The organism is Halomonas fontilapidosi (assembly GCF_014192285.1).
GTDB lineage: Bacteria > Pseudomonadota > Gammaproteobacteria > Pseudomonadales > Halomonadaceae > Halomonas > Halomonas fontilapidosi.
In genome coordinates this window covers 56,193-76,413 of record NZ_JACHXQ010000013.1, presented here as the reverse complement: position 1 = coordinate 76,413, position 20,221 = coordinate 56,193, and the positions used below count along the sequence as shown (strand labels likewise).

Annotated in this window: 19 protein-coding genes; 14 read left to right on the top strand and 5 right to left on the bottom strand. The window is 66.5% G+C overall.

Annotated elements, in window-relative coordinates:
- Window positions 1–119: 119 nt before the first annotated feature.
- A complete protein-coding gene (tyrS, locus tag FHR95_RS15545; protein ID WP_040183937.1) occupies window positions 120–1,319 on the bottom strand; it encodes a tyrosine--tRNA ligase in 1,200 nt (399 codons plus the stop codon).
- Window positions 1,320–1,432: 113 nt separating this feature from the next.
- Between tyrS and FHR95_RS15540 the strand changes: the two genes are divergently transcribed.
- Window positions 1,433–2,563, top strand: coding sequence for an anhydro-N-acetylmuramic acid kinase (locus tag FHR95_RS15540; RefSeq protein ID WP_040183936.1), 1,131 nt, complete (start codon window positions 1,433–1,435; stop codon window positions 2,561–2,563).
- Between the two features lie 13 nt (window positions 2,564–2,576).
- Here the strand turns inward: FHR95_RS15540 and FHR95_RS15535 are convergent, their stop codons facing one another.
- Together FHR95_RS15535 and FHR95_RS15530 are read right to left on the bottom strand one after the other, a co-directional pair.
- Entirely contained in the window at window positions 2,577–3,719 is a 1,143-nt protein-coding gene (locus FHR95_RS15535) for a PilT/PilU family type 4a pilus ATPase (RefSeq protein ID WP_040183935.1), read from the bottom strand.
- 31 nt (window positions 3,720–3,750) lie between these two features.
- Window positions 3,751–4,785, bottom strand: a complete 1,035-nt coding sequence (locus FHR95_RS15530) for a type IV pilus twitching motility protein PilT (protein WP_040183934.1) — start codon at window positions 4,783–4,785, stop codon at window positions 3,751–3,753.
- Between the two features lie 63 nt (window positions 4,786–4,848).
- Here FHR95_RS15530 and FHR95_RS15525 point away from each other — a divergent pair, with 63 nt between their 5' ends.
- From FHR95_RS15525 to FHR95_RS15500, 6 genes are all read left to right on the top strand, one after another.
- The gene (locus tag FHR95_RS15525; RefSeq protein WP_040183933.1) at window positions 4,849–5,556 is read left to right on the top strand and encodes a YggS family pyridoxal phosphate-dependent enzyme; all 708 of its coding nucleotides are present in this window, start codon (window positions 4,849–4,851) and stop codon (window positions 5,554–5,556) included.
- A 61-nt stretch (window positions 5,557–5,617) separates the two neighbouring features.
- Window positions 5,618–6,442, top strand: coding sequence for a pyrroline-5-carboxylate reductase (gene proC / locus FHR95_RS15520; RefSeq protein WP_040183932.1), 825 nt, complete (start codon window positions 5,618–5,620; stop codon window positions 6,440–6,442).
- 64 nt (window positions 6,443–6,506) lie between these two features.
- Window positions 6,507–7,100 carry a YggT family protein gene (locus FHR95_RS15515; RefSeq protein ID WP_040183931.1) on the top strand — a complete coding sequence of 198 codons (594 nt, stop codon included), beginning with the start codon at window positions 6,507–6,509 and terminating at the stop codon, window positions 7,098–7,100.
- Window positions 7,101–7,137: 37 nt separating this feature from the next.
- On the top strand, window positions 7,138–8,295 hold the full coding sequence (gene metX, locus FHR95_RS15510; RefSeq protein ID WP_040183930.1) for a homoserine O-succinyltransferase MetX: 1,158 nt from the start codon (window positions 7,138–7,140) through the stop codon (window positions 8,293–8,295).
- Window positions 8,295–8,894 carry a methionine biosynthesis protein MetW gene (gene metW / locus FHR95_RS15505; RefSeq protein WP_040183966.1) on the top strand — a complete coding sequence of 200 codons (600 nt, stop codon included), beginning with the start codon at window positions 8,295–8,297 and terminating at the stop codon, window positions 8,892–8,894. The genes metX and metW overlap by 1 nt, the downstream gene beginning before the upstream one ends.
- Before the next feature lie 47 nt (window positions 8,895–8,941).
- The gene (locus FHR95_RS15500; protein ID WP_040183929.1) at window positions 8,942–9,394 is read left to right on the top strand and encodes a DUF4426 domain-containing protein; all 453 of its coding nucleotides are present in this window, start codon (window positions 8,942–8,944) and stop codon (window positions 9,392–9,394) included.
- An 18-nt stretch (window positions 9,395–9,412) separates the two neighbouring features.
- On the opposite strand, the gene sfsA is transcribed toward FHR95_RS15500, so the two are convergent.
- A complete protein-coding gene (sfsA, locus tag FHR95_RS15495) occupies window positions 9,413–10,171 on the bottom strand; it encodes a DNA/RNA nuclease SfsA (protein ID WP_183315077.1) in 759 nt (252 codons plus the stop codon).
- On the bottom strand, window positions 10,171–11,331 hold the full coding sequence (locus FHR95_RS15490) for a pyridoxal phosphate-dependent aminotransferase (protein WP_183315076.1): 1,161 nt from the start codon (window positions 11,329–11,331) through the stop codon (window positions 10,171–10,173). Before FHR95_RS15490 ends, sfsA begins: the two co-directional genes overlap by 1 nt.
- Before the next feature lie 220 nt (window positions 11,332–11,551).
- Here FHR95_RS15490 and dksA point away from each other — a divergent pair, with 220 nt between their 5' ends.
- From dksA to folK, 7 genes are all read left to right on the top strand, one after another.
- Entirely contained in the window at window positions 11,552–11,989 is a 438-nt protein-coding gene (gene dksA, locus FHR95_RS15485; protein ID WP_040183924.1) for an RNA polymerase-binding protein DksA, read from the top strand.
- A gap of 90 nt (window positions 11,990–12,079) precedes the next feature.
- Entirely contained in the window at window positions 12,080–12,973 is an 894-nt protein-coding gene (gene gluQRS / locus FHR95_RS15480) for a tRNA glutamyl-Q(34) synthetase GluQRS (RefSeq protein ID WP_183315075.1), read from the top strand.
- 12 nt (window positions 12,974–12,985) lie between these two features.
- On the top strand, window positions 12,986–13,162 hold the full coding sequence (locus FHR95_RS15475; RefSeq protein WP_040183922.1) for a hypothetical protein: 177 nt from the start codon (window positions 12,986–12,988) through the stop codon (window positions 13,160–13,162).
- Complete coding sequence (locus FHR95_RS15470) at window positions 13,152–16,112, top strand: ATP-binding protein (RefSeq protein WP_183315074.1); 2,961 nt, start codon at window positions 13,152–13,154, stop codon at window positions 16,110–16,112. The genes FHR95_RS15475 and FHR95_RS15470 overlap by 11 nt, the downstream gene beginning before the upstream one ends.
- Window positions 16,090–17,478 carry a sigma-54-dependent transcriptional regulator gene (locus FHR95_RS15465; RefSeq protein ID WP_183315073.1) on the top strand — a complete coding sequence of 463 codons (1,389 nt, stop codon included), beginning with the start codon at window positions 16,090–16,092 and terminating at the stop codon, window positions 17,476–17,478. The genes FHR95_RS15470 and FHR95_RS15465 overlap by 23 nt, the downstream gene beginning before the upstream one ends.
- Before the next feature lie 837 nt (window positions 17,479–18,315).
- Window positions 18,316–19,713, top strand: a complete 1,398-nt coding sequence (gene pcnB, locus FHR95_RS15460) for a polynucleotide adenylyltransferase PcnB (RefSeq protein WP_183315072.1) — start codon at window positions 18,316–18,318, stop codon at window positions 19,711–19,713.
- The gene (folK, locus tag FHR95_RS15455) at window positions 19,710–20,207 is read left to right on the top strand and encodes a 2-amino-4-hydroxy-6-hydroxymethyldihydropteridine diphosphokinase (RefSeq protein ID WP_040183917.1); all 498 of its coding nucleotides are present in this window, start codon (window positions 19,710–19,712) and stop codon (window positions 20,205–20,207) included. The genes pcnB and folK overlap by 4 nt, the downstream gene beginning before the upstream one ends.
- Window positions 20,208–20,221: the final 14 nt, after the last annotated feature.

Genomic DNA, 20,221 nt, shown 5'->3' with positions numbered 1-20,221 from the left:
GCCCGTCTCGACTTCCGTCCACACCCCTTAGCCGCCACCGCCTGTGGATGAATTGATGCTCGGGCAGAAACAACGACGCCCGCGCGAGGCGGGCGTCATCTGGAAACGTGCCGACAGGGTCAGGCGAGGGTCACTCGGGCATAGCGCTTCTTGCCCGCCTGGATGACATAGCTCTTCCCGGTCTCCAGCATGTGGTCGCGCTGAACCACATCGCCATCTACTTTGACCCGGCCGTTGCCGAGCATGTCCTTGGCCTGGGCGCTGTTGTTGGTCAGCCCCGAGCGGTTCAATACCGCGGCGATGGGAGCCTGGGCACTACCCTCGAAGTCGACGTCGATCTCGGGTAGATCCTCGGGCAATTCCCCCTCGCCCAGCTGATTGCCGGCTGAGCGGTGGGCGTTGGCCGCCGCCTCCTCGCCGTGGTAGCGACCGATCAGCTCGCGGGCGAGGACCATCTTGATGTCGCGCGGATTGGCACCCGCCTCGACATCGCGCTTGAGCGCGTCGATCTCCTCGTTTGGCTTTAGCGAGAGCAGCTCGAAATAGCGCCACATCAGGCTGTCGGGCATTGAGACCAGCTTGTTGAACATCGCCCCCGGCGATTCGTCGACCCCGACATAGTTGCCCAGCGACTTGGACATCTTCTGCACGCCGTCCAGCCCCTCGAGAAGCGGCATGGTGATCACCACCTGAGGAGCCTGGCCAAAATGCTTCTGGACCTCGCGGCCCATCAACAGGTTGAACTTCTGGTCGGTACCGCCGAGCTCAACGTCGGCCTCCAGCGCCACGGAATCAAAACCCTGCACCAGCGGATAGAGGAACTCGTGGATCGAGATCGGCTGACCCGCGCTGTAGCGCTTGTCAAAGTCGTCGCGTTCCAGCATGCGCGCCACGGTGCTCTGGCCGGCCAGCTCGATCATGTCCGCCGCGCTCATGGCGGAGAACCACTCGGCATTGAAGCGCACCTCGGTCTTCTCGGGGTCGAGGATCTTGAACACCTGCTCCTTGTAGGTCTGGGCGTTGGCCTTGACCTCCTCCTCGGTGAGCGGCTTGCGCGTGACGTTCTTGCCGGTGGGGTCTCCGATGCGGCCGGTGAAGTCGCCGATCAGGAAGATGACCTCGTGGCCCAGGTCCTGGAACTGGCGCATCTTGGTCAACAGCACGCTGTGCCCCAGGTGCAGGTCCGGTGCCGTGGGATCGAAACCCGCCTTGATGCGCAGCTTGCGCCCGGACGCCAGCTTCTTGTTCAGCTCGTCCTCCAGCAGGATCTCGTGTGTGCCGCGCTTCAGCAGCGCCAGGGCGCCAGCAACATCGGTCATTGTCTCCTCTCCACTCAGCAGGCGGCCCGCGTCTTCGCGGGCACTCGGTCGTCGAATGGTCGAGGATGTTACCATGTCCGACCATCCACGGTTGAGCCCGCTCCGGAGTCCCCATGAGCCTCTTCATCGGCCTGATGTCAGGCACCAGCCTAGACGGCATCGATGCCGCCCTCGTCGAGATCCGAGAAGATGGTGCCCCCCGCCTGATCGCCACCCATGAGACGCCGATGCCCGAGGCCCTGCACGAGCTGCTGTGGCGACTCTGCCATGCCAACCGGACTACCTTCGCTGAACTGGCGGCCGCCGAAGACGCCTTCTGCCGGCTTCAAGCCGAAGCCGTCGAAGCTCTAATCACCTCGTGCGGCGTGGAGAGAGCGGCCATCTCGGCCGTCGGCAGCCATGGCCAGACCATCGAACACGCACCACGCGGTCATGACGGCGGCCCGGCCTATACGCTACAGCTCGACAACCCCAGCCTGTTGGCCGAACTCACCGCTCTGCCGGTGGTGGCCGACTTCCGGCGGCGCGACCTGGCCGCGGGTGGCCAGGCCGCACCGCTGGCGCCAGCCTTTCATGAGGCACTTTTCCGAGCAAAGGGGGAGTGGCGCCTGGTGCTCAACCTGGGCGGCTTCGCCAATCTGACGCTGCTGCCGCCGGCCGAGGACGACCGCCCGCCGCTGGGCTTCGATACCGGCCCGGCCAATGCCTTGCTGGATGCCTGGCATGCCCGGCATCGCGGTGGCCGCTTCGATGCCGGCGGCGCCTGGGCGGCCTCGGGAGCGGTCGACGAGGCACTTCTGGAGCGACTGCTGGAGGAGCCCTTCTTCCATCTGCCACCGCCGCGCAGCACCGGCCGAGAACTCTTCCACCTGGAATGGCTTCAAGAGCGGCTCCAGGGCGGTGAAGCACCACAGGATGTCCAGGCCACCCTGGCTGAACTGACGGCGGCCAGCGTGGCCCTCGGTGTGGGAATGGCCAGGGAGCGCCTCGATGCGCCACCAGCGGCAGCACTGGTGCCCTGTGGTGGTGGCGCCCATAACCCGGACCTGCTGACCCGCCTGGCACGCCAGCTGCCCGAGACGCCGCTGCTCCCCGGCGATGACTGGGGCTGGCCCGCCGAGTGGCTGGAGGCCGGCGCCTTCGCCTGGCTGGCGTGGCGTCGACTGGCCGGACTGCCCGGCAACCTGCCCTCGGTGACCGGCGCCGCCGGCCCCCGGGTACTGGGCGGGCTCTACCTCCCCTGAGCCGCGGGGCGCGCTAGAAATCGTCCTCGCCGCGCAGCGAGAGATGGCTGGCAGCCTCCTTGGCCCCGGAGACCCCTTCGCTGCCCTCGTCACCGTACTTGATCATCATGCGCAGGTCGTTGGCCGAATCGGCGTGTACCAGCGCCACTTCCTCGGTGATCTTGCCGGCCTTGAAGAGATCGAAAAGTGCCTGGTCGAAGGTCTGCATGCCAAGGTCCCGCGAGCGGGTCATGACGTTCTTGATCTCACTGACCTCGCCCTTGCGCACCAGGTCACCGATCAACGGTGACTTGAGCATGATCTCGATGGCCGGGCAGCGCCCGCCATCCACGGTGGGCAGCAGCTGCTGGGCGACGATCGCCCGCAGATTGAGCGAGAGGTCGAGCCACACCTGGGCGTGCCGCTCGATGGGAAAGAAGTTGATGATCCGGTCCAGCGCCTGGTTGGCGTTGTTGGCGTGCAGGGTAGCCAGGCAGAGATGGCCGGTCTCGGCGAAGGTCAGGGCGTGTTCCATGGTCTCACGGGTGCGCACCTCGCCGATCAGGATCACGTCGGGCGCCTGGCGCAGGGTGTTCTTCAGCGCCACCTCGAAGGACTCGGTGTCGATGCCGACCTCGCGCTGGTTGATGATCGCCTTGCGGTGGGGATGCACATACTCGATGGGATCCTCGACGCTGATGATGTGGCCGCCGAGGGTCTCGTTGCGCTGCTGGATCATCGACGCCAACGTGGTCGACTTGCCGGTGCCGGTCCCCCCGACCACGAACACCAGGCCACGCTTGTTGTTGGCCAGTTCGCCGAGCGTGGCGGGCAGTGACAGCTCCTCGAGGTGCGGAATCTCGAAGCCGATGCGCCGGATCACCATGGCCATCTGGTTGCGCTGCTGGAAGGCGCTGACGCGAAAGCGCCCCTTGTCCTTGAGGCTCAGCGCGAAGTTGGCCTCGTGCTCGACGCGGAAGCGATCCAGAAGCGCCTCTGGGACCGACGCGCCGACCAGTTCGGTGACCTGCGCCACGCTAAGCCCCTGGTCGCCCAGCGGAGTAAGCTGGCCGGCCATCTTGAGCGTCGGTGGCGCATTCACCGAAATCAGCAGATCCGACGCCTCCTTCTGCACCATGATGTCCAGCAGCTGGTAGAGCCACTCTTGTGCCGTCATGTCCCTGCTCCTCTCTATCGTTGGCGCTTACTCAGCTCGCCAGCACGCCCTTGGCCTTCGCCTGGGCCTCCTCGCGCGCCACCGTATTGTCCGTCACCAGGCGCGCCAGCGAAGCGTCCAGGGTCTGCATGCCCAGATTGCCGCCGGTCTGGATCGCCGAGTAGATCTGCGCCACCTTGTCCTCGCGAATCAGATTGCGCACCGCCGCAGTGGCCACAAGGATCTCGTGGGCCGCCACACGACCGCCGCCCTGGCGCTTGAGCAGGGCCTGTGAGACCACTGCCTGCAGTGATTCGGAGAGCATCGAGCGCACCATGGACTTCTCCTCACCGGGAAAGACGTCGATGATCCGGTCGATGGTCTTGGCTGCGGAGGTGGTATGCAGGGTGCCGAACACCAGGTGGCCGGTCTCGGCTGCGGTGAGTGCCAGGCGGATCGTTTCCAGATCACGCAGCTCGCCGACCAGGATGATGTCCGGATCCTCGCGCAAGGCGCTGCGCAGCGCCGGCGCGAAGCCATGGGTATCGCGGTGCACCTCACGCTGGTTGACCAGGCAGCGCTTGCTGCGGTGAACAAACTCCACCGGGTCCTCGATGGTGAGGATATGTTCGAAGCGGTTATCGTTGATGTAATCGATCATCGCCGCCAGCGTGGTGCTCTTGCCCGAGCCGGTGGGCCCGGTGACCAGCACCAGGCCGCGGGGCAGCATGGAGAGCTGACGAAAGACCTGGCCCATACCCAGGTCCTCCAGGGTCAGGACCTCGGTGGGAATGGTACGAAACACCGCCCCCGCCCCGCGGGCCTGATTGAAGACGTTGACACGGAAACGCGAGACACCCGGTACCTCGAAGGAAAAGTCGGTCTCGAAGAACTCTTCATAGTCGCGACGCTGTCGGTCCGCCATGATGTCATAGATCAACTTGCGGACCTCGCGGTCCTCCATGGCCGGCACGTTGAGCCGACGGATGTCGCCATCGACGCGGATCATCGGCGGCAAGCCCGCCGAGAGGTGGAGGTCCGAGGCTTTCTGTTTTGCCGAGAATGCCAGCAGTTCGGTAATATCCATGCGTTTCCCCTGCTCCCGGGATGAGGTTTCCTTGAGTATGACCAGTATGACAGACACGCCGACATGACGGACCTGGTACTTTCCGAGTCGCTTGCGGCTGCCCGTACCCGGCTCGCCGAGGCCCTGCACGCCGCCGGCCGGCCCGCCGATGCGGCCCGACTGCTGGCCGTCAGCAAGACCAAGCCCGCCGCCATGATCCGCCAGGCCTGGCACCTGGGCCAGCGCGAGTTCGGTGAGAACTATGTCCAGGAAGCCCTGGACAAGCAGGCCGAACTGGGCGATCTGGACGCCATCGTCTGGCATTTCATCGGTCCGCTGCAATCCAACAAGACCCGCGAGGTGGCCGAGCACTTTGCCTGGGTGCATAGCGTAGACCGTGAGAAGATCGCTCGACGCCTGAGTGATCAACGCCCCGAGGCACTCGGCCCGCTGGACATCTGCCTGCAGGTCAATATCAGTGACGAGGCGAGCAAGTCCGGTATCACCCTCGACGCACTGCCGGCGCTGGCCGAAGCCGTTCAGGCGATGCCTCGCCTGCGCCTGCGCGGGCTGATGGCGATCCCCGCGCCGACAGAGGGGCCAGAGGCCCAGCGTGCACCCTTCGCCCGCCTTCGCGAGGCCCTGGAAAACCTTCGGGAGCACTTCCCCGAGGCTCCACTGGACACCCTCTCGATGGGCATGTCCGACGACCTGGAAGCCGCGGTGGCCGAAGGCGCCACCCTGGTCCGTCTGGGCACCGCGATCTTCGGGGCACGAACCGCAAGAACATAACAACCCTCAAACGCCGGTAACGTCGCCGGCCACATTCGTCGACTCACACAGGACACTCCTCATGGCCAGCAAAGTCACCTTCATTGGCGCCGGCAACATGGCCGGCGCCATCATCGGCGGGATGATCGAGAGCGGCTTCGCGCCCGGCGATATCACGGCCACCTCGCCGAGTGACGACGTCCTCACCCCGCTGCGCGAGCGGCTGGGGATTCAGACCGCGACCGACAATGCCGCGTCCGTCGCCAAATCCGACGTGGTGGTGCTTGCGGTCAAACCGCAGATCATGCGCGAGGTCTGCGAGCAGATGCGCGATGCCGTCCAGGCGCGCCGTCCGCTGATCGTCTCGGTGGCAGCGGGCCTGCCCGCCGAGACCCTGGAGCACTGGCTCGGTGGCGACCTGCCGCTGGTGCGCTGCATGCCCAACACCCCCGCGCTGGTCGGTGCCGGCGCTGCCGGGCTCTATGCCAATGCCAAGGTCGATGACGCCCAGCGCCAGCTCGCCACCGAGTTGATGGAAGCCGTGGGTCTCGTGGAGTGGGTCGACGACGAGGCGCTGCTGGATGCCGTCACCGCCGTCTCGGGCAGCGCCCCGGCCTACTTTTTCCTGATGTTCGAGGCGATGGAGGAGGCCGGCGCCGCGCTGGGTCTGCCCGCCGATACCGCACGGCGGCTGGCCATGCAGACGGCACTTGGCGCAGCAAAGATGGCGCTCGCGAGTGACAAGCCCCCTGCCGAGCTCAAGCGCAACGTGATGTCGCCTGGCGGGACCACGGAACGCGCTATTCAGCACCTCGAGGATGCCGGCCTGCGCCGCACCATGGCCGAGGCCATGAACGCCTGTGCCGACCGCGCCGGCGAGATGGCCGACGAACTCGGCAAGCGCTGACCCGATATTCCCGGCACGCACGCGGGCTGACACGACGACGTTTCTAGGACATGGAGGAGCCCCGATGGGCAGTCAATTGGGAAGTGCCGGCCTGCTGCTGGTGAACACCCTGATCAACATCTATATCTTCCTGCTGATGCTGCGCTTCCTGCTGCAGGCATCCCGGGCCGACTACTACAACCCCATCAGCCAGTCGGTGGTGAAAGTCACCCAGCCGGCGGTACGCCCTTTTCAGAGTTTCCTGGGGCCGGTCATGGGCCGTTTCGACCTGGCCACCCTGGCCACGGCCTTCGTCATCAAGGCCGTCAGCATCATCGTGATCCTGCAGGTCGCCGGCTTCGGCATGGCGCCTATTGCGGGGGTGGCAATCGGCTCGCTGGCCGCCATCGCCAATGCCATCCTCAAGATCTATTTCTTCGCCCTGATCGTGATGATCATCCTCAGCTGGGTGGCCCCCCAGGCCAGCCATCCGGGGGCACTGCTGGTGATGCAACTAGTGGAGCCGATCATGGCGCCGGTGCGCAGAGTAATTCCGCCACTCGGCATGATCGACCTCTCGCCCATCGTGGTGTTCATCGCCATCAGCCTGATCGATGGTATCGTGGTGGGTTCTCTGACCCGTGCCGCCGGCATCGCCGGTGCCCTGGTCGGCCTGTAAGGCCGACCGACACCCACGACTGGACACGACACGACTGATGCCCGAGTTCCCCCGCGATTCGGTCGGCCTGGTGACGCCCGAGACGGCGCACTTCGACGACCCCCTGGCCCTGGCCTGCGGCAGGACGCTGCCGGCCTATGACCTGGTGTACGAGACCTACGGCACCCTCAACGCCGAGCGCTCCAATGCCATCCTGATCTGCCACGCCCTCTCCGGCCACCACCACGCGGCCGGCTACCACGCGACGGACGAGCGCAAGCCGGGCTGGTGGGATGCGCATATCGGCCCCGGCAAGTCGATCGACACCGAGCGCTTCTTCGTGGTCTCGCTGAACAACCTCGGCGGCTGCCACGGCAGCACCGGCCCCACCAGCGAGAATGCGCAGACGGGACACCAGTGGGGGCCCGAGTTCCCGATCATGACCGTGGAAGACTGGGTCCACAGCCAGGCGCGGCTGGCCGACCGGCTGGGCATCGAGCGCTTCGCCGCGGTGATTGGCGGCAGCCTGGGGGGCATGCAGGTGCTGCAATGGACCCTCGCCTACCCCGAGCGCATCGCCAATGCGGTGGTCATTGCGGCGACGCCGAAGCTGTCGGCACAGAACATCGCCTTCAACGAGGTGGCCCGCCAGGCGATTCGCTCCGACCCGGACTTCTTTGAGGGCTGGTACGCCGACCATGACACGGCGCCACGCCGCGGCCTCAAGCTCGCCCGCATGGTGGGTCACATCACCTACCTCTCCGAAGATGCCATGGGCAGCAAGTTCGGTCGCGACCTGCGCAGCAACGATCTCAATTTCGGCTACGACGTGGAGTTCCAGGTAGAGTCCTACCTGCGCTACCAGGGCGACACCTTCTCGAACTCCTTCGATGCCAACACCTACCTGCTGATGACCAAGGCGCTGGACTACTTCGACCCGGCCGCGGCCCACGACGGCGACCTGGCCAAGGCCCTCGCCCCCGCTGCTTGCCCCTTCCTGGTGGTCAGTTTCACTACCGACTGGCGGTTTCCGCCGCCGCGCTCCAAGGAGTTGGTCAACGCCCTGATCCGCGCCGACAAGGCCGTCAGCTATGCCAACATCGACTCCCCGCACGGTCATGACGCCTTCTTGATGCCCGAGCCGCGTTACCAGGCGATCTTCGCCGCCTTCATGAACCGCGTCGCCCGCGACCAGGGCCTGGAGGACCGCCCATGATGCGTGCCGACCTCAAGCTGATTCACGACTGGGTCCCGCAAGGGGCAAGGGTGCTCGACCTGGGCTGCGGCGAGGGCACGCTGCTGGCGGCACTGGCCCGCGACAAGCAGGTCACCGGCTTCGGCCTGGAGATCGACCCCGATGGCATCACCGCCTGTCTGGCCAAGGGCGTCAACGTCATCGAGCAGAATCTCGACGAAGGGCTCGCCAACTTCGAGGACGATGCCTGCGACCTGGTGGTCATGACCCAGGCCCTGCAGGCCTTGCGCCGCCCCGACCTGATGCTCGACGAGATGCTGCGCGTTGCCGGAGAGTGCATCATCACCTTCCCCAACTTCGCCTACTGGCGCCATCGCGCCTACCTGGGCTTCAAGGGCTATATGCCGGTATCGCGGTCGCTCCCCCATGCCTGGTATGACACGCCCAATATTCATCTCTCGACCTTCAACGACTTTGAACGCCTTTGCCGCGACAAGGGTCTGAGCATTGTCGACCGCGCGGTGGGCATCGGCGACCACGAGGGACACTGGACCTCGCGCTGGTGGCCCAACCTGTTCGGCGAGATCGCGATCTTCCGGGTCGCCCGTCGCAGGGCGTGACGCCGCGAAGGCGCTGGCCAACGACACCGTAGAAGGGAGAAACGACGATGATTCGAGACAGCCTCACCGCCATGGCCATGGGCCTGATGCTGCTACTGACCCTGCCGGCCCAGGCCCAGCAATACGAGCAGGTAGGTGACTACCAGATCCACTACAGCGCCGTGAACACCAGCTTCCTGCCGGAGGAGGTAGCGAAGGAGCACGGCATCCAGCGTAGCCAGGTCATGGCGCTGCTCAACGTCAGCGTGCTGGAGCAGCTCGAGGATGGCTCGACCCGTCCGGTCATCGCCCCGGTCGACGGTCGCATCGGCGGGCTCGACGAGGGCGACACCGCGCCGCTGGCGTTCCGCAGCCTGCGCATCGGCGATACGCCCTCCCAGGTAGCGGTCTTCCGCATCCGCGAAGACGAGCCGATGCGTTTTGACCTGCGCGTGCGCTACGACCGCAATGCCGAACCCGCCGAGGTCAGCTTCATCCAGCGCTTCTATATCGACCGCTGACCCCGCGCGCCGCCTGATTCAATCGACGACAACGGCAGGGCCAACCTCGCGGGAGAGTGAGACCGGCAAGCGGCGTCCCAGCCGGATCGCCATCGGCACGCCGTCCTCGCGAATCACCTCGCAGCGCCGCGCCAGCACCTCCACACCCAGGCCGACCACCTCGCGAAACGTTGCCGCATAGGCCGGATCCAGATGCGTCGCCGGGGCCACGTCCTCGATGCCCTCATGGGCCACGCAAAAGAGCAGGACGGCACGGTGTCCCTGGGCGGCGAGGGCGGCCAGCGTCTCGAGGTGCTTGCGGCCCCGGAGGCTGACCGCGTCGGGGAAGTAGCCATGGCCATCGGACTCCCTGAGGGTCACCTGCTTGACCTCGACGAAGGTGCAGCCGTGCTCGGGGTTATCGAGACGGAAATCCAGCCGGGCTCCCTCGACTGTCGCCTCGCGCCGGATCATCGCATGGCCGGCCAGCTCTTCGACCGCGTTGCCACGCAACGCCTCCTCGACGATGCGGTTGGCTCGCCCGGTATGCACAGAGGCTGCCGCCGTGGTGCCGTCGGACTGCGGCAGCTCGATCAGCTCCCAGGTCCAGGCCAGCTTGCGGGCCGGGTTGTCGCTGGGCGACAGCCAGACCCGGCAGCCCGGCACGTTCACCGCCCGCATGGAGCCGGTATTGGGGCAGTGGGCCACCACCTCGCGGCCGTCATCGAGGCGCACATCGGCCAGGAAGCGTTTGTAACGACGCAGCAGGGTTCCGGGGACCAGGGTCGGATACTCCATCAGCGGCGCGCCAGGAAGCGCTCGAGGCGGCTCACGGCCTCCTCCAGCCGCGCTTCGCCGGTGGTGAAGGCGATGCGCACATGGTGCTCACCGCCGTGCAGGGCAAAGTCCGTGCCCGGCGTGATGGCAACATTCTCCTCCTCGAGCAGCGCTTGGCAGAAGGCCTCGCTGTCGTCGCTGTAGTGCGAGATATCGAGCCACAGATAGAAGGCGCCCTGGGGCGGCAGCGCGGGCGCCAGGCCCAGGCGTGCAAGCCCCGCCAGCAGGGCATCGCGGCGGCGCCCGAGCTCGTGTCGCCGGGTCTCGAGGATGCCACGGCATTCCGGCGTGAACACGGCCAGGGCCGCATGCTGGGCCGGGGTGGAGGCGGCTAGGAAGACATTCTGGGCCAGCCGGGCGAGCGGCTCCACCGCCGGCTCGGGTGCCAGCAGCCAGCCCAGGCGCCAGCCGGTCATGCCGAAGTATTTGGAGAAGCTGTTGACCACGAAGGCATCCGGGGTGAGCGAGGCCACCGAGAGCGGCTCCAGGTCATAGCAGAGCCCCTGATAGATCTCGTCCACCAGCAGATGACCACCCCGCGCCGCCACGCTCTCCGCGACCGCCATCAGTTGAGTACGATCGAGCATATGTCCGGTGGGATTGGAGGGCGTGGCGAGCATCGCCAGGCGTGTCGCGTCGTCCCAGTGGGACTCGATAAGCCCGGCATCCAGTTGCCAGCCGCTGGCAGGCCCCACCGGCACGGCATCCACCTCGGCACCGGCCAGGGCCATGAAGTGGCGATTACAGGGGTAGTTGGGATCGGCCATCAGCACCCGATCCCCCGGGCCGGCCAGCAACTGACTGGCCAACAATAGCGCCCCGGAGGCGCCGGGCGTGACCAGGATGCGTCTAGGGTCGACCGCCGCACCAAAGTGCTCGGCATAGTGGCCGGCGATCGCCTCGCGCAATGCCGGCAGCCCTGCCGCCGGCGTGTAGCGGGTATGACCGGCCGACAGCGCGGCACGGCCGGCCTCAATCACCGGTTCGGGGGTCGGGAAATCGGGCTCGCCGACCTCCAGGTGGATGACATCGTGCCCGGCGGCCTCGCGGGCCTGCGCCAGCTCCAGCAGGCTCATCACGCGGAAGGGGGCAATGCGCTCGACGCGCGGATTCCAGGACATGCTCGGCTCCTCTCGACACGCCGCGGCACAACGGGCGTCTATTCCGCGGCCGGGAGTCAAAACCGGCATCTTACGACTTTTGGCGTGCGCGCGCAGTCCCGATAGCGGAAGTAGTTGCACGGCCGCTTTTTTTACGCTAAACAAGCACCCCTTTGGCGTGAGATACCATGCATCACGGCGGGTATTGATCAGTAGTCACTCAAGTAACGAGGCAGCCCCCATGCCAGTAGCTGAAAAGAAGATGGATGCTCCCAAGAAATTCACCCCGTACGAGCCGGCGCCGGGTGAAGAGTACATGAACGAGAAGCAGCTGGAGCACTTCCGACAGATCCTGCTGGGCTGGAAACAGGAGCTCATGGAAGAGGTCGACCGCACCGTGCGCCATCTGCAGGAGGAGGCCAACAACTACGCCGACCCCGCCGATCGTGCCACCCAGGAAGAGGGCTTCAACCTCGAACTGCGCACCCGCGATCGCGAGCGCAAGCTGCTCAAGAAGATCAACGAGACCCTCGAGAAGATCGATGAGGACGACTATGGCTTCTGCGAGGCCTGCGGCGTCGAGATCGGCATCCGCCGGCTCGAGGCAAGACCCACCGCCACGCTGTGCGTGGACTGCAAGACCCTGGCCGAGCTCAAGGAAAAGCAGCTGGGCGGTTAAGCCAACCATGCCGATCCTCGCGATCTTACTTCGCAACGGGCACCCCAGGGTGCCCGTTTACGTGTCGGCCTGGCACGAAGGAGGACACCGGTGAGTGACTACCATGGACGCTTTGCGCCGACTCCCTCGGGGCCTCTGCACTTCGGCTCCCTGGTGGCGGCTCTGGCCAGCTTCCTGGATGCCCGCCGAGCAGGAGGCGTGTGGCGTCTGCGCATCGAGGATGTCGACCCGCCACGCTGCCCCGCCGGGGCCGCCGATACGATCCTGCGCCAGCTAGACGCCTTCGGCCTGCATTGGGATGGTCCCGTCACCTGGCAGCATGACCGCCATGAGGCCTATGCTGCCGCGCTCGAGCGGCTCAAGGCGCCGGGCCTCGCCTATCCCTGCAGCTGCTCGCGCCGGCAGTGGCGCGACCATCGCATCTACCCCGGCTGGTGTCGGGACGGGGTATGCGATCCCGGCAAGCCGGTGGCCTGGCGATTGCGCAGCGACCTGGGCCTGCGCCCTGTGGTCTGGCAGGACCGGCTGTTCGGCGAGCAGAGTTTCGATCCGGCCGAGCTCGGCGACGTGGTGCTGCGGCGCAAGGATAACTTCTGGGCCTACCAGCTCGCCGTGGTGGTCGACGATGCCGAACAGGGCATCAGCGATGTGGTGCGCGGCTTCGACCTGCTCGACAATACGCCCTGGCAGCGCCAGCTGCAGCACGCCCTGGGTTATCCCGAACCTCGCTACCTGCATCTGCCGCTGATCATCGGCGAAGACGGCCAGAAGCTCTCCAAGCAGAACCTGGCGACGGCCCTGCCGGAACAGGACGAGGCGGTGCGCCCGCTACTGCATGCGGCGCTGGTGGCGCTGGACCAGGCTCCACCCCGTGCGCTTGCCACGGCGCCCGTGGCAGAGCAGCTGCGTTGGGCCATCGACCACTGGGAGATTGCCCGACTGAGCGCCGAGGCCCACCGCGAGGCCGACGCGGCGACGTCCTGAGAGGAGCCCGCCATGTACATCTACCGCATCATGCTGTTCCTGGTCTTCGGCGGCTACCTGCTCTCTCCGCTGCTGATGAGCGGCTGGGCCAGCCCGGAGGTGGCCTGGTACAGGCCCTTCGTCATCTGGGGCGTACTGATCACCCTGACCCTGTGGCTGGAGCAGAAGAGGAGGCTGGATGAGCGCTAGCCTCGGCGGCCTGCTGGCACTCGGTAGCGGCTACCTGTTGCTGCTGTTTCTGGTCGCCCTGGCGGTGGAGCGGCACTGGATCCCCACGCGCATCGCCCGCCATCCGACCGTCTACACCCTGGCGCTGGGCGTCTATGCCAGCGCATGGGCGATCTATGGCAGCCTGGAGCTGGCAGGCAACGCCGGCTATGGCTACCTCGCCTACTACCTGGGGGTGGCCGGCGCCTTCCTGCTCGCTCCGGTGTTGCTGGTGCCGATCCAGCGCATGACCCGGACCTATCAGCTGGCCTCGCTGGCCGACCTGTTTGCCTTTCGTTTCCGCTCGCGCTGGGTCGGCACCCTGATCACGCTGATCAGTCTGCTGGCCGTGCTGCCACTGCTGGCCCTCCAGGTGCAAACCCTCGGCGACACCATCCACCTGGTGACCGGTACCGCCTCGCCGGCCCTGCTGGCGCTGCTGTTCTGCGCGCTGATCGCACTGTTCGCGATCCTCTTCGGTGCTCGTCACACCCGGCTCCACGCCCGCCATGATACCCTGCTGGCGGTCATCGCCCTGGAGTCACTGATCAAGCTCACCGCCATGCTGGCCCTGGGCGCCTTCGCGCTGTTCGTGGTCTTCGATGGCCCCGCGGACCTGCAGGCCTGGCTGGACGGCCCGGGACGCGCCGCCCAGGCCAGTGTCATCCAGCTCGACCCGGCCCAGTGGCGCACGCTGCTGCTGCTGTTCTTCGCCGCGGCCTTCCTGATGCCGCATATGTTCCACATCACCTTCGCCGAGACCCTCTCGCGGCGCACCCTCCTCCAGGCGGGCTGGACGCTGCCGCTGTTCCTGCTGCTGATGGCCCTGCCGGTGCCACTGATCCTGTGGGCCGCCCAGCGCCTGGGGGTCGATGCTGCCGAGATCGGCCCTGCCTACCTGGCCTATGGGCTCTCGGAGTCGCTGTGGCTTCAAGGCCTGGTATTCATCGCCGGCCTGGCCGCCACCAGTGGCACCATGATCATCATTTCCCTGGCCCTGTCGGGGATGATCCTCAACCACCTGGTGCTGGTCGCTCATCCCCCGGTGGACCAGCCCGACCTTTACCGCTGGCTGCGCTGGTTGCGCCGCGCCCTGATCGTGGCGGTGATCCTCGGCGGCTGGCTCTTCTACCGCCTAGTGGGCGTGAACCACGACCTCACCACCCTGGGGCTGGCCGCCTTCATCGGCATGGCCCAGTGTCTGCCGGGCATGCTAGCGCTGCTCTACTGGCCGGGTGCCAACCGCAAGGGCATGGTCAGCGGGCTGACGGCGGGCGTGCTGGTGTGGCTGGCCGGCACCTGGGTGCCCCTGCTCAGCGACCTTCCGGCCCTGGTACTGCTGCCACCGGGCTTGGAGACGCTGGCCGGCGAGCCGGTTTGGTATGTGGTGACCCTGGTCTCGCTGGCGGCCAACATCCTGACCCTCATCCTGGTCTCGCTGATCACACCGACATCCGCCGGTGAACAGGCCGCGGCCGAAGCCTGCTCCGTGGATGCGGTGATACGCCCCAAGCGCCTGCCGTTGGTGGCCGGCAACGGTGAGGAATTCAAGCACCACCTGGCCCGCGCGCTGGGCGAGGAGGTCGCCGCTCGCGAGGTCGACCGCGCCCTGAGTGACCTGGGCCTGTCGCCGCTGGATGGCCGGCCCTATGCGCTGCGCCGGCTGCGCGACCGCATCCAGGCCAACCTCTCGGGATTGATGGGGCCCTCGGTGGCCCAGGACATCGTCGACCGCCACCTGCCCTATCGACGTGGCGGCCTGGAGCCCAACGACGACATCCATTTCGTCGAGAGCCGCCTGGAAGCCTATCGCACCCGCCTGACCGGCCTGGCCCGGGAACTCGACGGGCTGCGTCGATATCACCGCCGGATGCTCACGCGGCTGCCCGTCGGCCTGTGTGCCTTCGGGGTCGACGACGAACTGCTGATGTGGAACGACGCCCTCGCCGAGCTCTCGGGGATCGACGGCAGCAGCGTGGTCGGCTCGCGCCGCGACGGCCTGCCAGCGCCCTGGGGAGAGCTGCTGGGACGCGTACTGCTCGAGCAAGACGACCAGCTCTACAAGCAGCCGGTAACACTTGCCGGCACCACCCGCTATCTGAGCCTGCACAAGGCCGAGCTCGAGGCCGACGAGGAGATGCGCGGCGGCACCGTGATCCTGGTCGAGGATCACAGCGAGATGAAATGGCTGGAAGATGAGCTGGTGCACGCCGCGCGACTCGCCTCCATCGGCCAGTTGGCGGCGGGCGTGGCCCACGAGATCGGCAACCCCGTCACCGGCATCTCCTCGCTGGCCCAGAACCTGCGCTACGACACCGACGAACCGGAAGTGCTGGAGACCGCCACCCAGATCCAGCAGCTCACTGAGCGCATCTCGCGCATCGTCGAATCGCTGGTGGGTTTCGCCCACGGCGGCCGCCATGTGGCCGGTCGGGCCTTCGCCCCGGTATCGCTGGACACGCTGACCGACGAGGCCCTGCACTTGATCCACCTCGCCCGCTCGGGGGAGGATATCCAGTATCGCAACCGCTGCCCGGCCGGCCTCGAGGTCAAGGGCGATGCCCAGCGGCTGCTGCAGGTCATGGTCAACCTGCTCGGTAATGCACGCGATGCCAGTACGCCGGGCAGCGAGGTGACCATCGATGCGGCCCCCGAGGGCGAGTGGCTTCATCTCACCGTCACCGACCAGGGCCACGGCATCGACGAGCGGGTGCGCGACCACCTGTTCGAACCCTTCACCACCACCAAGCCCCCCGGCGAAGGAACGGGACTCGGCCTGCCGCTGGTCTATAGCATCATTGCCGAGCACGGCGGTCAGATCGATATCGACTCCCCGCCCCCCGGGGAGCTCCAGGGCACCCGCATCCACCTGTGGCTGCCCCTCAACCCAGAGCATGGTGAACGCACCGATGAGCCGGATCCTGATCGTTGAAGACGAAGCCATCATCCGCAGCGCCCTGAAGCGGCTGCTGGAGCGCCACGACCACCGGGTCAGCGAGGCCGGCTCGGTGGCCGAGGCTCTGGCACTCGAGCCTCAGGGCTTCGACCTGGTAATCAGCGACCTGCGGCTGCCGGGCGAGCCCGGCACCGAGCTGATCGCCCGCGCCGCCCCGGTGCCGGTGCTGATCATGACCAGCTATGCGAGCATGCGCTCCGCCGTGGAGGCGCTGAAGCTCGGGGCCGTGGACTACGTGGCCAAGCCCTTCGACCATGACGAGCTGCTCGAGACCGTGGCCCGGGTGCTGCACCGACAGGCGGCGCAGCAGGGCGAGCCGCCCGACATTACCGAGCCCGGCGGTACCCGCCAGCCGATGATCGGCAACTGCCCCGCCATGCAGGTGGTCTACACGCGCATTCGCAAGGCCGCGCCAGCCGACGTCACCGTGCTGATCCAGGGCGAATCGGGCACCGGCAAGGAACTGGTCGCCCGCGCCCTGCACCAGCAGAGCCGCCGCGCCCATGCACCGCTGGTCTGCGTCAACTGCGCCGCCATTCCCGAGACACTGATCGAATCCGAGCTGTTCGGCCATGAGAAGGGCGCCTTCACGGGGGCCAGTGCCGCGCGTACCGGGCTGGTCGAGGCCGCCGACGGGGGCACCCTGTTCCTCGATGAGATCGGCGAGCTGCCACTCGACGCCCAGGCTCGCCTGCTGCGGGTGCTGCAGGAGGGCGAGATTCGCAAGATCGGCTCGGTGGAGACCCGCCACGTCGATGTGCGCCTGATCGCCGCGACCCACCGCGACCTGCAGAGCCTGTCGAAGACCGGCGAGTTTCGCCTCGACCTCTACTACCGACTCAACGTGATGCAGATCGACCTGCCGGCCCTGCGCGAGCGTGAGGACGACATCCTCGAAATCGCCGATGTCCTGCTCGACAAGGCCTGCCGGCGCCACGAGCGCGACGGGCTGCGACTCTCGCGGGCCGCCCGGCGCACCATCCGCGACTACCCCTGGCCCGGCAACGTGCGCGAGCTGGAGAATGCCCTGGAGCGCGGCGTGATCCTCGCCGAGGGCCACCTCATCCATCCCGACGACCTGGGACTTGCGCCGACGACGCCGCTGCCGAGCAAGCCGGCGCCAACCGCGCCGGCTCTCGCCGGCCAGGCAGAAGAGGAGACCGCCGGCGACGAGGATCTCTCCCTGGAAGACTACTTCCAGCACTTCGTGCTGGAGCACCAGGACCAGATGAGCGAGACCGAGCTCGCCCAGAAGCTTGGCATCAGTCGCAAGTGCCTGTGGGAGCGCCGTCAGCGCCTCGGCATCCCCCGCAAGAAGAGCCCGCGCCGCAGCACGGGCTGAGGCATCCGGCCATGCGACCATGGTGCAAGTTCCTGCGGCATCGTCCACGGGCCTGCCCATTCCCTTCCCGCCGTCCCGTCTGCACCATTTTGTTACCTTCCCACACAGCCCGTGCCCCGCAACGGGGCCAATCGGGTAACACTCCACCCTCAGGGCAGGACGTAAACCTTTCTTCTTATCTATAAATAATTGATTTTAAAGTTTTTACTCGCCATTGGCACGCGGCCTGCTGTATCTAGGGCAAGAAAAACAAATCCGGATGTCACCCGCTGCCAACAACAACAAGAGGACAGCCGAGGTGACAGGGCCCGACCCGACAACAACAACAAGATACCCGGGCCCCTACGACTTCGGCGCTTGCCGACAACAAGAACAGCATCGGCACGGCGCGAGGCCTTCGGGCCCCAACAAGAACAAGCTGCTCGAAGCACCGGAGCCATCAGGACGCGACGCACCCGGGTACGGCCGACCAACAATCACAACGGGCCGTCGAGGTGCACTCTCGGCAACAAGACCAACAAGCCGGGAGGAGGCATACTTTCATGCCGTCGTGGTTGGAAGATTGTTTTGAATACGAGGCGGTCACCGTCAGGAGCATCAACAAACACAACAACACCGCTTGCCTGAACACTCCTTGGTGACTGTGGTGCGTATTCAGGGCGATGAGCCATCACGAAAAAGAATCAGCAGCAGGGATGCTGCATCCTGCTTACAGGGGAGGCCAGTGGCCTCCCCTTTCTGCTTTCTGGTCGCCCTCGGCACCGTGCCGCGCTTTGCAAGGTGTCAGTGGTCGGCTACACTCAACGCTTTCCGCGTCCTGCGAGTCGATATCGCCGCATGATCAAAGGTTTTACCCGCTTTCTGCAGAGTCCGGGCGAGCGCATCAGGTCGCTGTTCGGTCCACAGGATGCGCCGGCCGGCAGTACCGGGCCGCGCATCATTCCCCGCCCGGAACATCCCGTCTCGCGTCAGCACTTCAGCGACGCCGCCCTGAAGGTGCTCTACCGCCTCCACAATGCTGGCTTCCAGGCCTTCCTTGTCGGCGGGTGCATCCGTGACGCGCTGCTGGGCCATATGCCCAAGGACTTCGATGTCGCCACGGACGCCACGCCTGATCAGGTAAAGGACCTGTTCCGTAACTCGCGCATCATCGGCCGACGCTTCCGCATCGTGCATGTTCGCTTCGGTCGCGAGGTGATCGAGGTCACCACGTTCCGTGGCAAGCCCAACGAGGATCATGCCGACCATATCTCGCAGCAGTCCGACGATGGCCTGCTGCTGCGCGACAATGTCTGGGGCAATATCGAGGAAGACGCCCTGCGCCGCGACTTCACGGTCAACGCCCTGTACTACAATATCGCCGATTTCTCGATCCACGACTTCGCCGACGGGGTCCGCGATATCGAGACCCACACCTTGCGGCTGATCGGCGACCCGGTAACCCGCTATCGAGAGGACCCGGTGAGGATGCTCAGGGCGGTGCGCTTCGCCGCCAAGCTCGACTTCCACCTCGACCCGGGCACCGAAGCCCCCATCCATGATGCCGCGCCGCTGCTGCTGCAGATTCCCCCGGCGCGGCTGTTCGATGAGGTCCTCAAGCTGTTCATGTCCGGCCAGGGCGTGACCACCTTCCATATGCTGCGCCACTACGGGCTGTTCGCAATGCTTTTCCCCGAGGCCGACGAAGCCATGGAAGAGCTGCCCTGGGCCGAGCGACTGGTCGAATTGGCGCTGGAGAGCACCGATCGGCGCATCGCCGAGGATCGGCCGGTGACCCCGGCTTTCCTGTTCGCCGCCCTGCTCTGGGGTCCCGTCCAGCAGCGCCAGGCGACGCTGGAGGCCGAGGGCATGCCGCCCATCCCCGCGCTCCAGGCGGCGTCTCAGCAGGTGGTGTCGCGCCAGCTCCAGCATGTTTCGATCCCCAAGCGCTTCAGTCTGCCAATGCGCGACATCTGGGATCTACAGCAGCGGCTGCCGCTGCGCCGAGGCAAGCGCGTGTTCCAGACCCGCGAGCACCCGCGCTTCCGGGCCGCCTACGACTTCCTGCTGCTGCGCGAGGGCGCCGGCGAGCTCGAACCCGGCCTGGGCGACTGGTGGACTGCCTTCCAGCAAGCTGACGAACACGAGCAGCGCCGCCTGCTGGGCAAGGTGGGTGCCGACCCGGCGGGCAGCGGAGCGCCGCGCAAGCGCCGCCGTCGCCGCCGCAAGCCGCGGGGCTCCGCGAGCGACACATGAGCCCGCAACGCCACCAGGCGTGGATTGGGCTGGGCAGTAACCTCGATGGCCCGCGGGAACACGTCGAGCGCGCCGTTGACGAGCTCGACCGTTTGCCACTGACGCGCCGTGTCGCCGCCTCGCGGCTCTATGCCAGCGCGCCGGTGGGGCCCGCCGACCAGCCCGACTACATCAATGCCGTGGCGCTGCTGGAGACATGGCTTTCGCCGCTCGCGCTGCTCGACCAGCTGCAGGCCCTCGAGCAGCGCCACGGCCGCCTGCGCGGTCGCCGCTGGGGGCCCCGGACGCTGGATCTGGATCTGCTACTCTTCGATGACCAGCGGGTTAAGCAGCCACGGCTGACGCTACCCCACCCGGAGATGGTCCGGCGCGCCTTCGTGCTGGTCCCGCTGGCCGAGCTTTCTCCTAGCCTGACTGTCGATGGCCACTCCCTGGCACGACTGGCCGCCGGGCTCGACACCGAGGATCTGCGGCCAGTGTTACCGGACAACTGAGAAACACCGGGAAC

Coding starts and splice junctions, on each gene's coding strand:
- tyrS (WP_040183937.1), bottom strand. CDS start 1,319: ATGACCGATGTTGCTGGCGCCCTGGCGCTGCTGAAGCGCGGCACACAC.
- FHR95_RS15540 (WP_040183936.1), top strand. CDS start 1,433: ATGAGCCTCTTCATCGGCCTGATGTCAGGCACCAGCCTAGACGGCATC.
- FHR95_RS15535 (WP_040183935.1), bottom strand. CDS start 3,719: ATGACGGCACAAGAGTGGCTCTACCAGCTGCTGGACATCATGGTGCAG.
- FHR95_RS15530 (WP_040183934.1), bottom strand. CDS start 4,785: ATGGATATTACCGAACTGCTGGCATTCTCGGCAAAACAGAAAGCCTCG.
- FHR95_RS15525 (WP_040183933.1), top strand. CDS start 4,849: ATGACGGACCTGGTACTTTCCGAGTCGCTTGCGGCTGCCCGTACCCGG.
- proC (WP_040183932.1), top strand. CDS start 5,618: ATGGCCAGCAAAGTCACCTTCATTGGCGCCGGCAACATGGCCGGCGCC.
- FHR95_RS15515 (WP_040183931.1), top strand. CDS start 6,507: ATGGGCAGTCAATTGGGAAGTGCCGGCCTGCTGCTGGTGAACACCCTG.
- metX (WP_040183930.1), top strand. CDS start 7,138: ATGCCCGAGTTCCCCCGCGATTCGGTCGGCCTGGTGACGCCCGAGACG.
- metW (WP_040183966.1), top strand. CDS start 8,295: ATGCGTGCCGACCTCAAGCTGATTCACGACTGGGTCCCGCAAGGGGCA.
- FHR95_RS15500 (WP_040183929.1), top strand. CDS start 8,942: ATGATTCGAGACAGCCTCACCGCCATGGCCATGGGCCTGATGCTGCTA.
- sfsA (WP_183315077.1), bottom strand. CDS start 10,171: ATGGAGTATCCGACCCTGGTCCCCGGAACCCTGCTGCGTCGTTACAAA.
- FHR95_RS15490 (WP_183315076.1), bottom strand. CDS start 11,331: ATGTCCTGGAATCCGCGCGTCGAGCGCATTGCCCCCTTCCGCGTGATG.
- dksA (WP_040183924.1), top strand. CDS start 11,552: ATGCCAGTAGCTGAAAAGAAGATGGATGCTCCCAAGAAATTCACCCCG.
- FHR95_RS15475 (WP_040183922.1), top strand. CDS start 12,986: ATGTACATCTACCGCATCATGCTGTTCCTGGTCTTCGGCGGCTACCTG.
- FHR95_RS15470 (WP_183315074.1), top strand. CDS start 13,152: ATGAGCGCTAGCCTCGGCGGCCTGCTGGCACTCGGTAGCGGCTACCTG.
- FHR95_RS15465 (WP_183315073.1), top strand. CDS start 16,090: ATGAGCCGGATCCTGATCGTTGAAGACGAAGCCATCATCCGCAGCGCC.
- pcnB (WP_183315072.1), top strand. CDS start 18,316: ATGATCAAAGGTTTTACCCGCTTTCTGCAGAGTCCGGGCGAGCGCATC.
- folK (WP_040183917.1), top strand. CDS start 19,710: ATGAGCCCGCAACGCCACCAGGCGTGGATTGGGCTGGGCAGTAACCTC.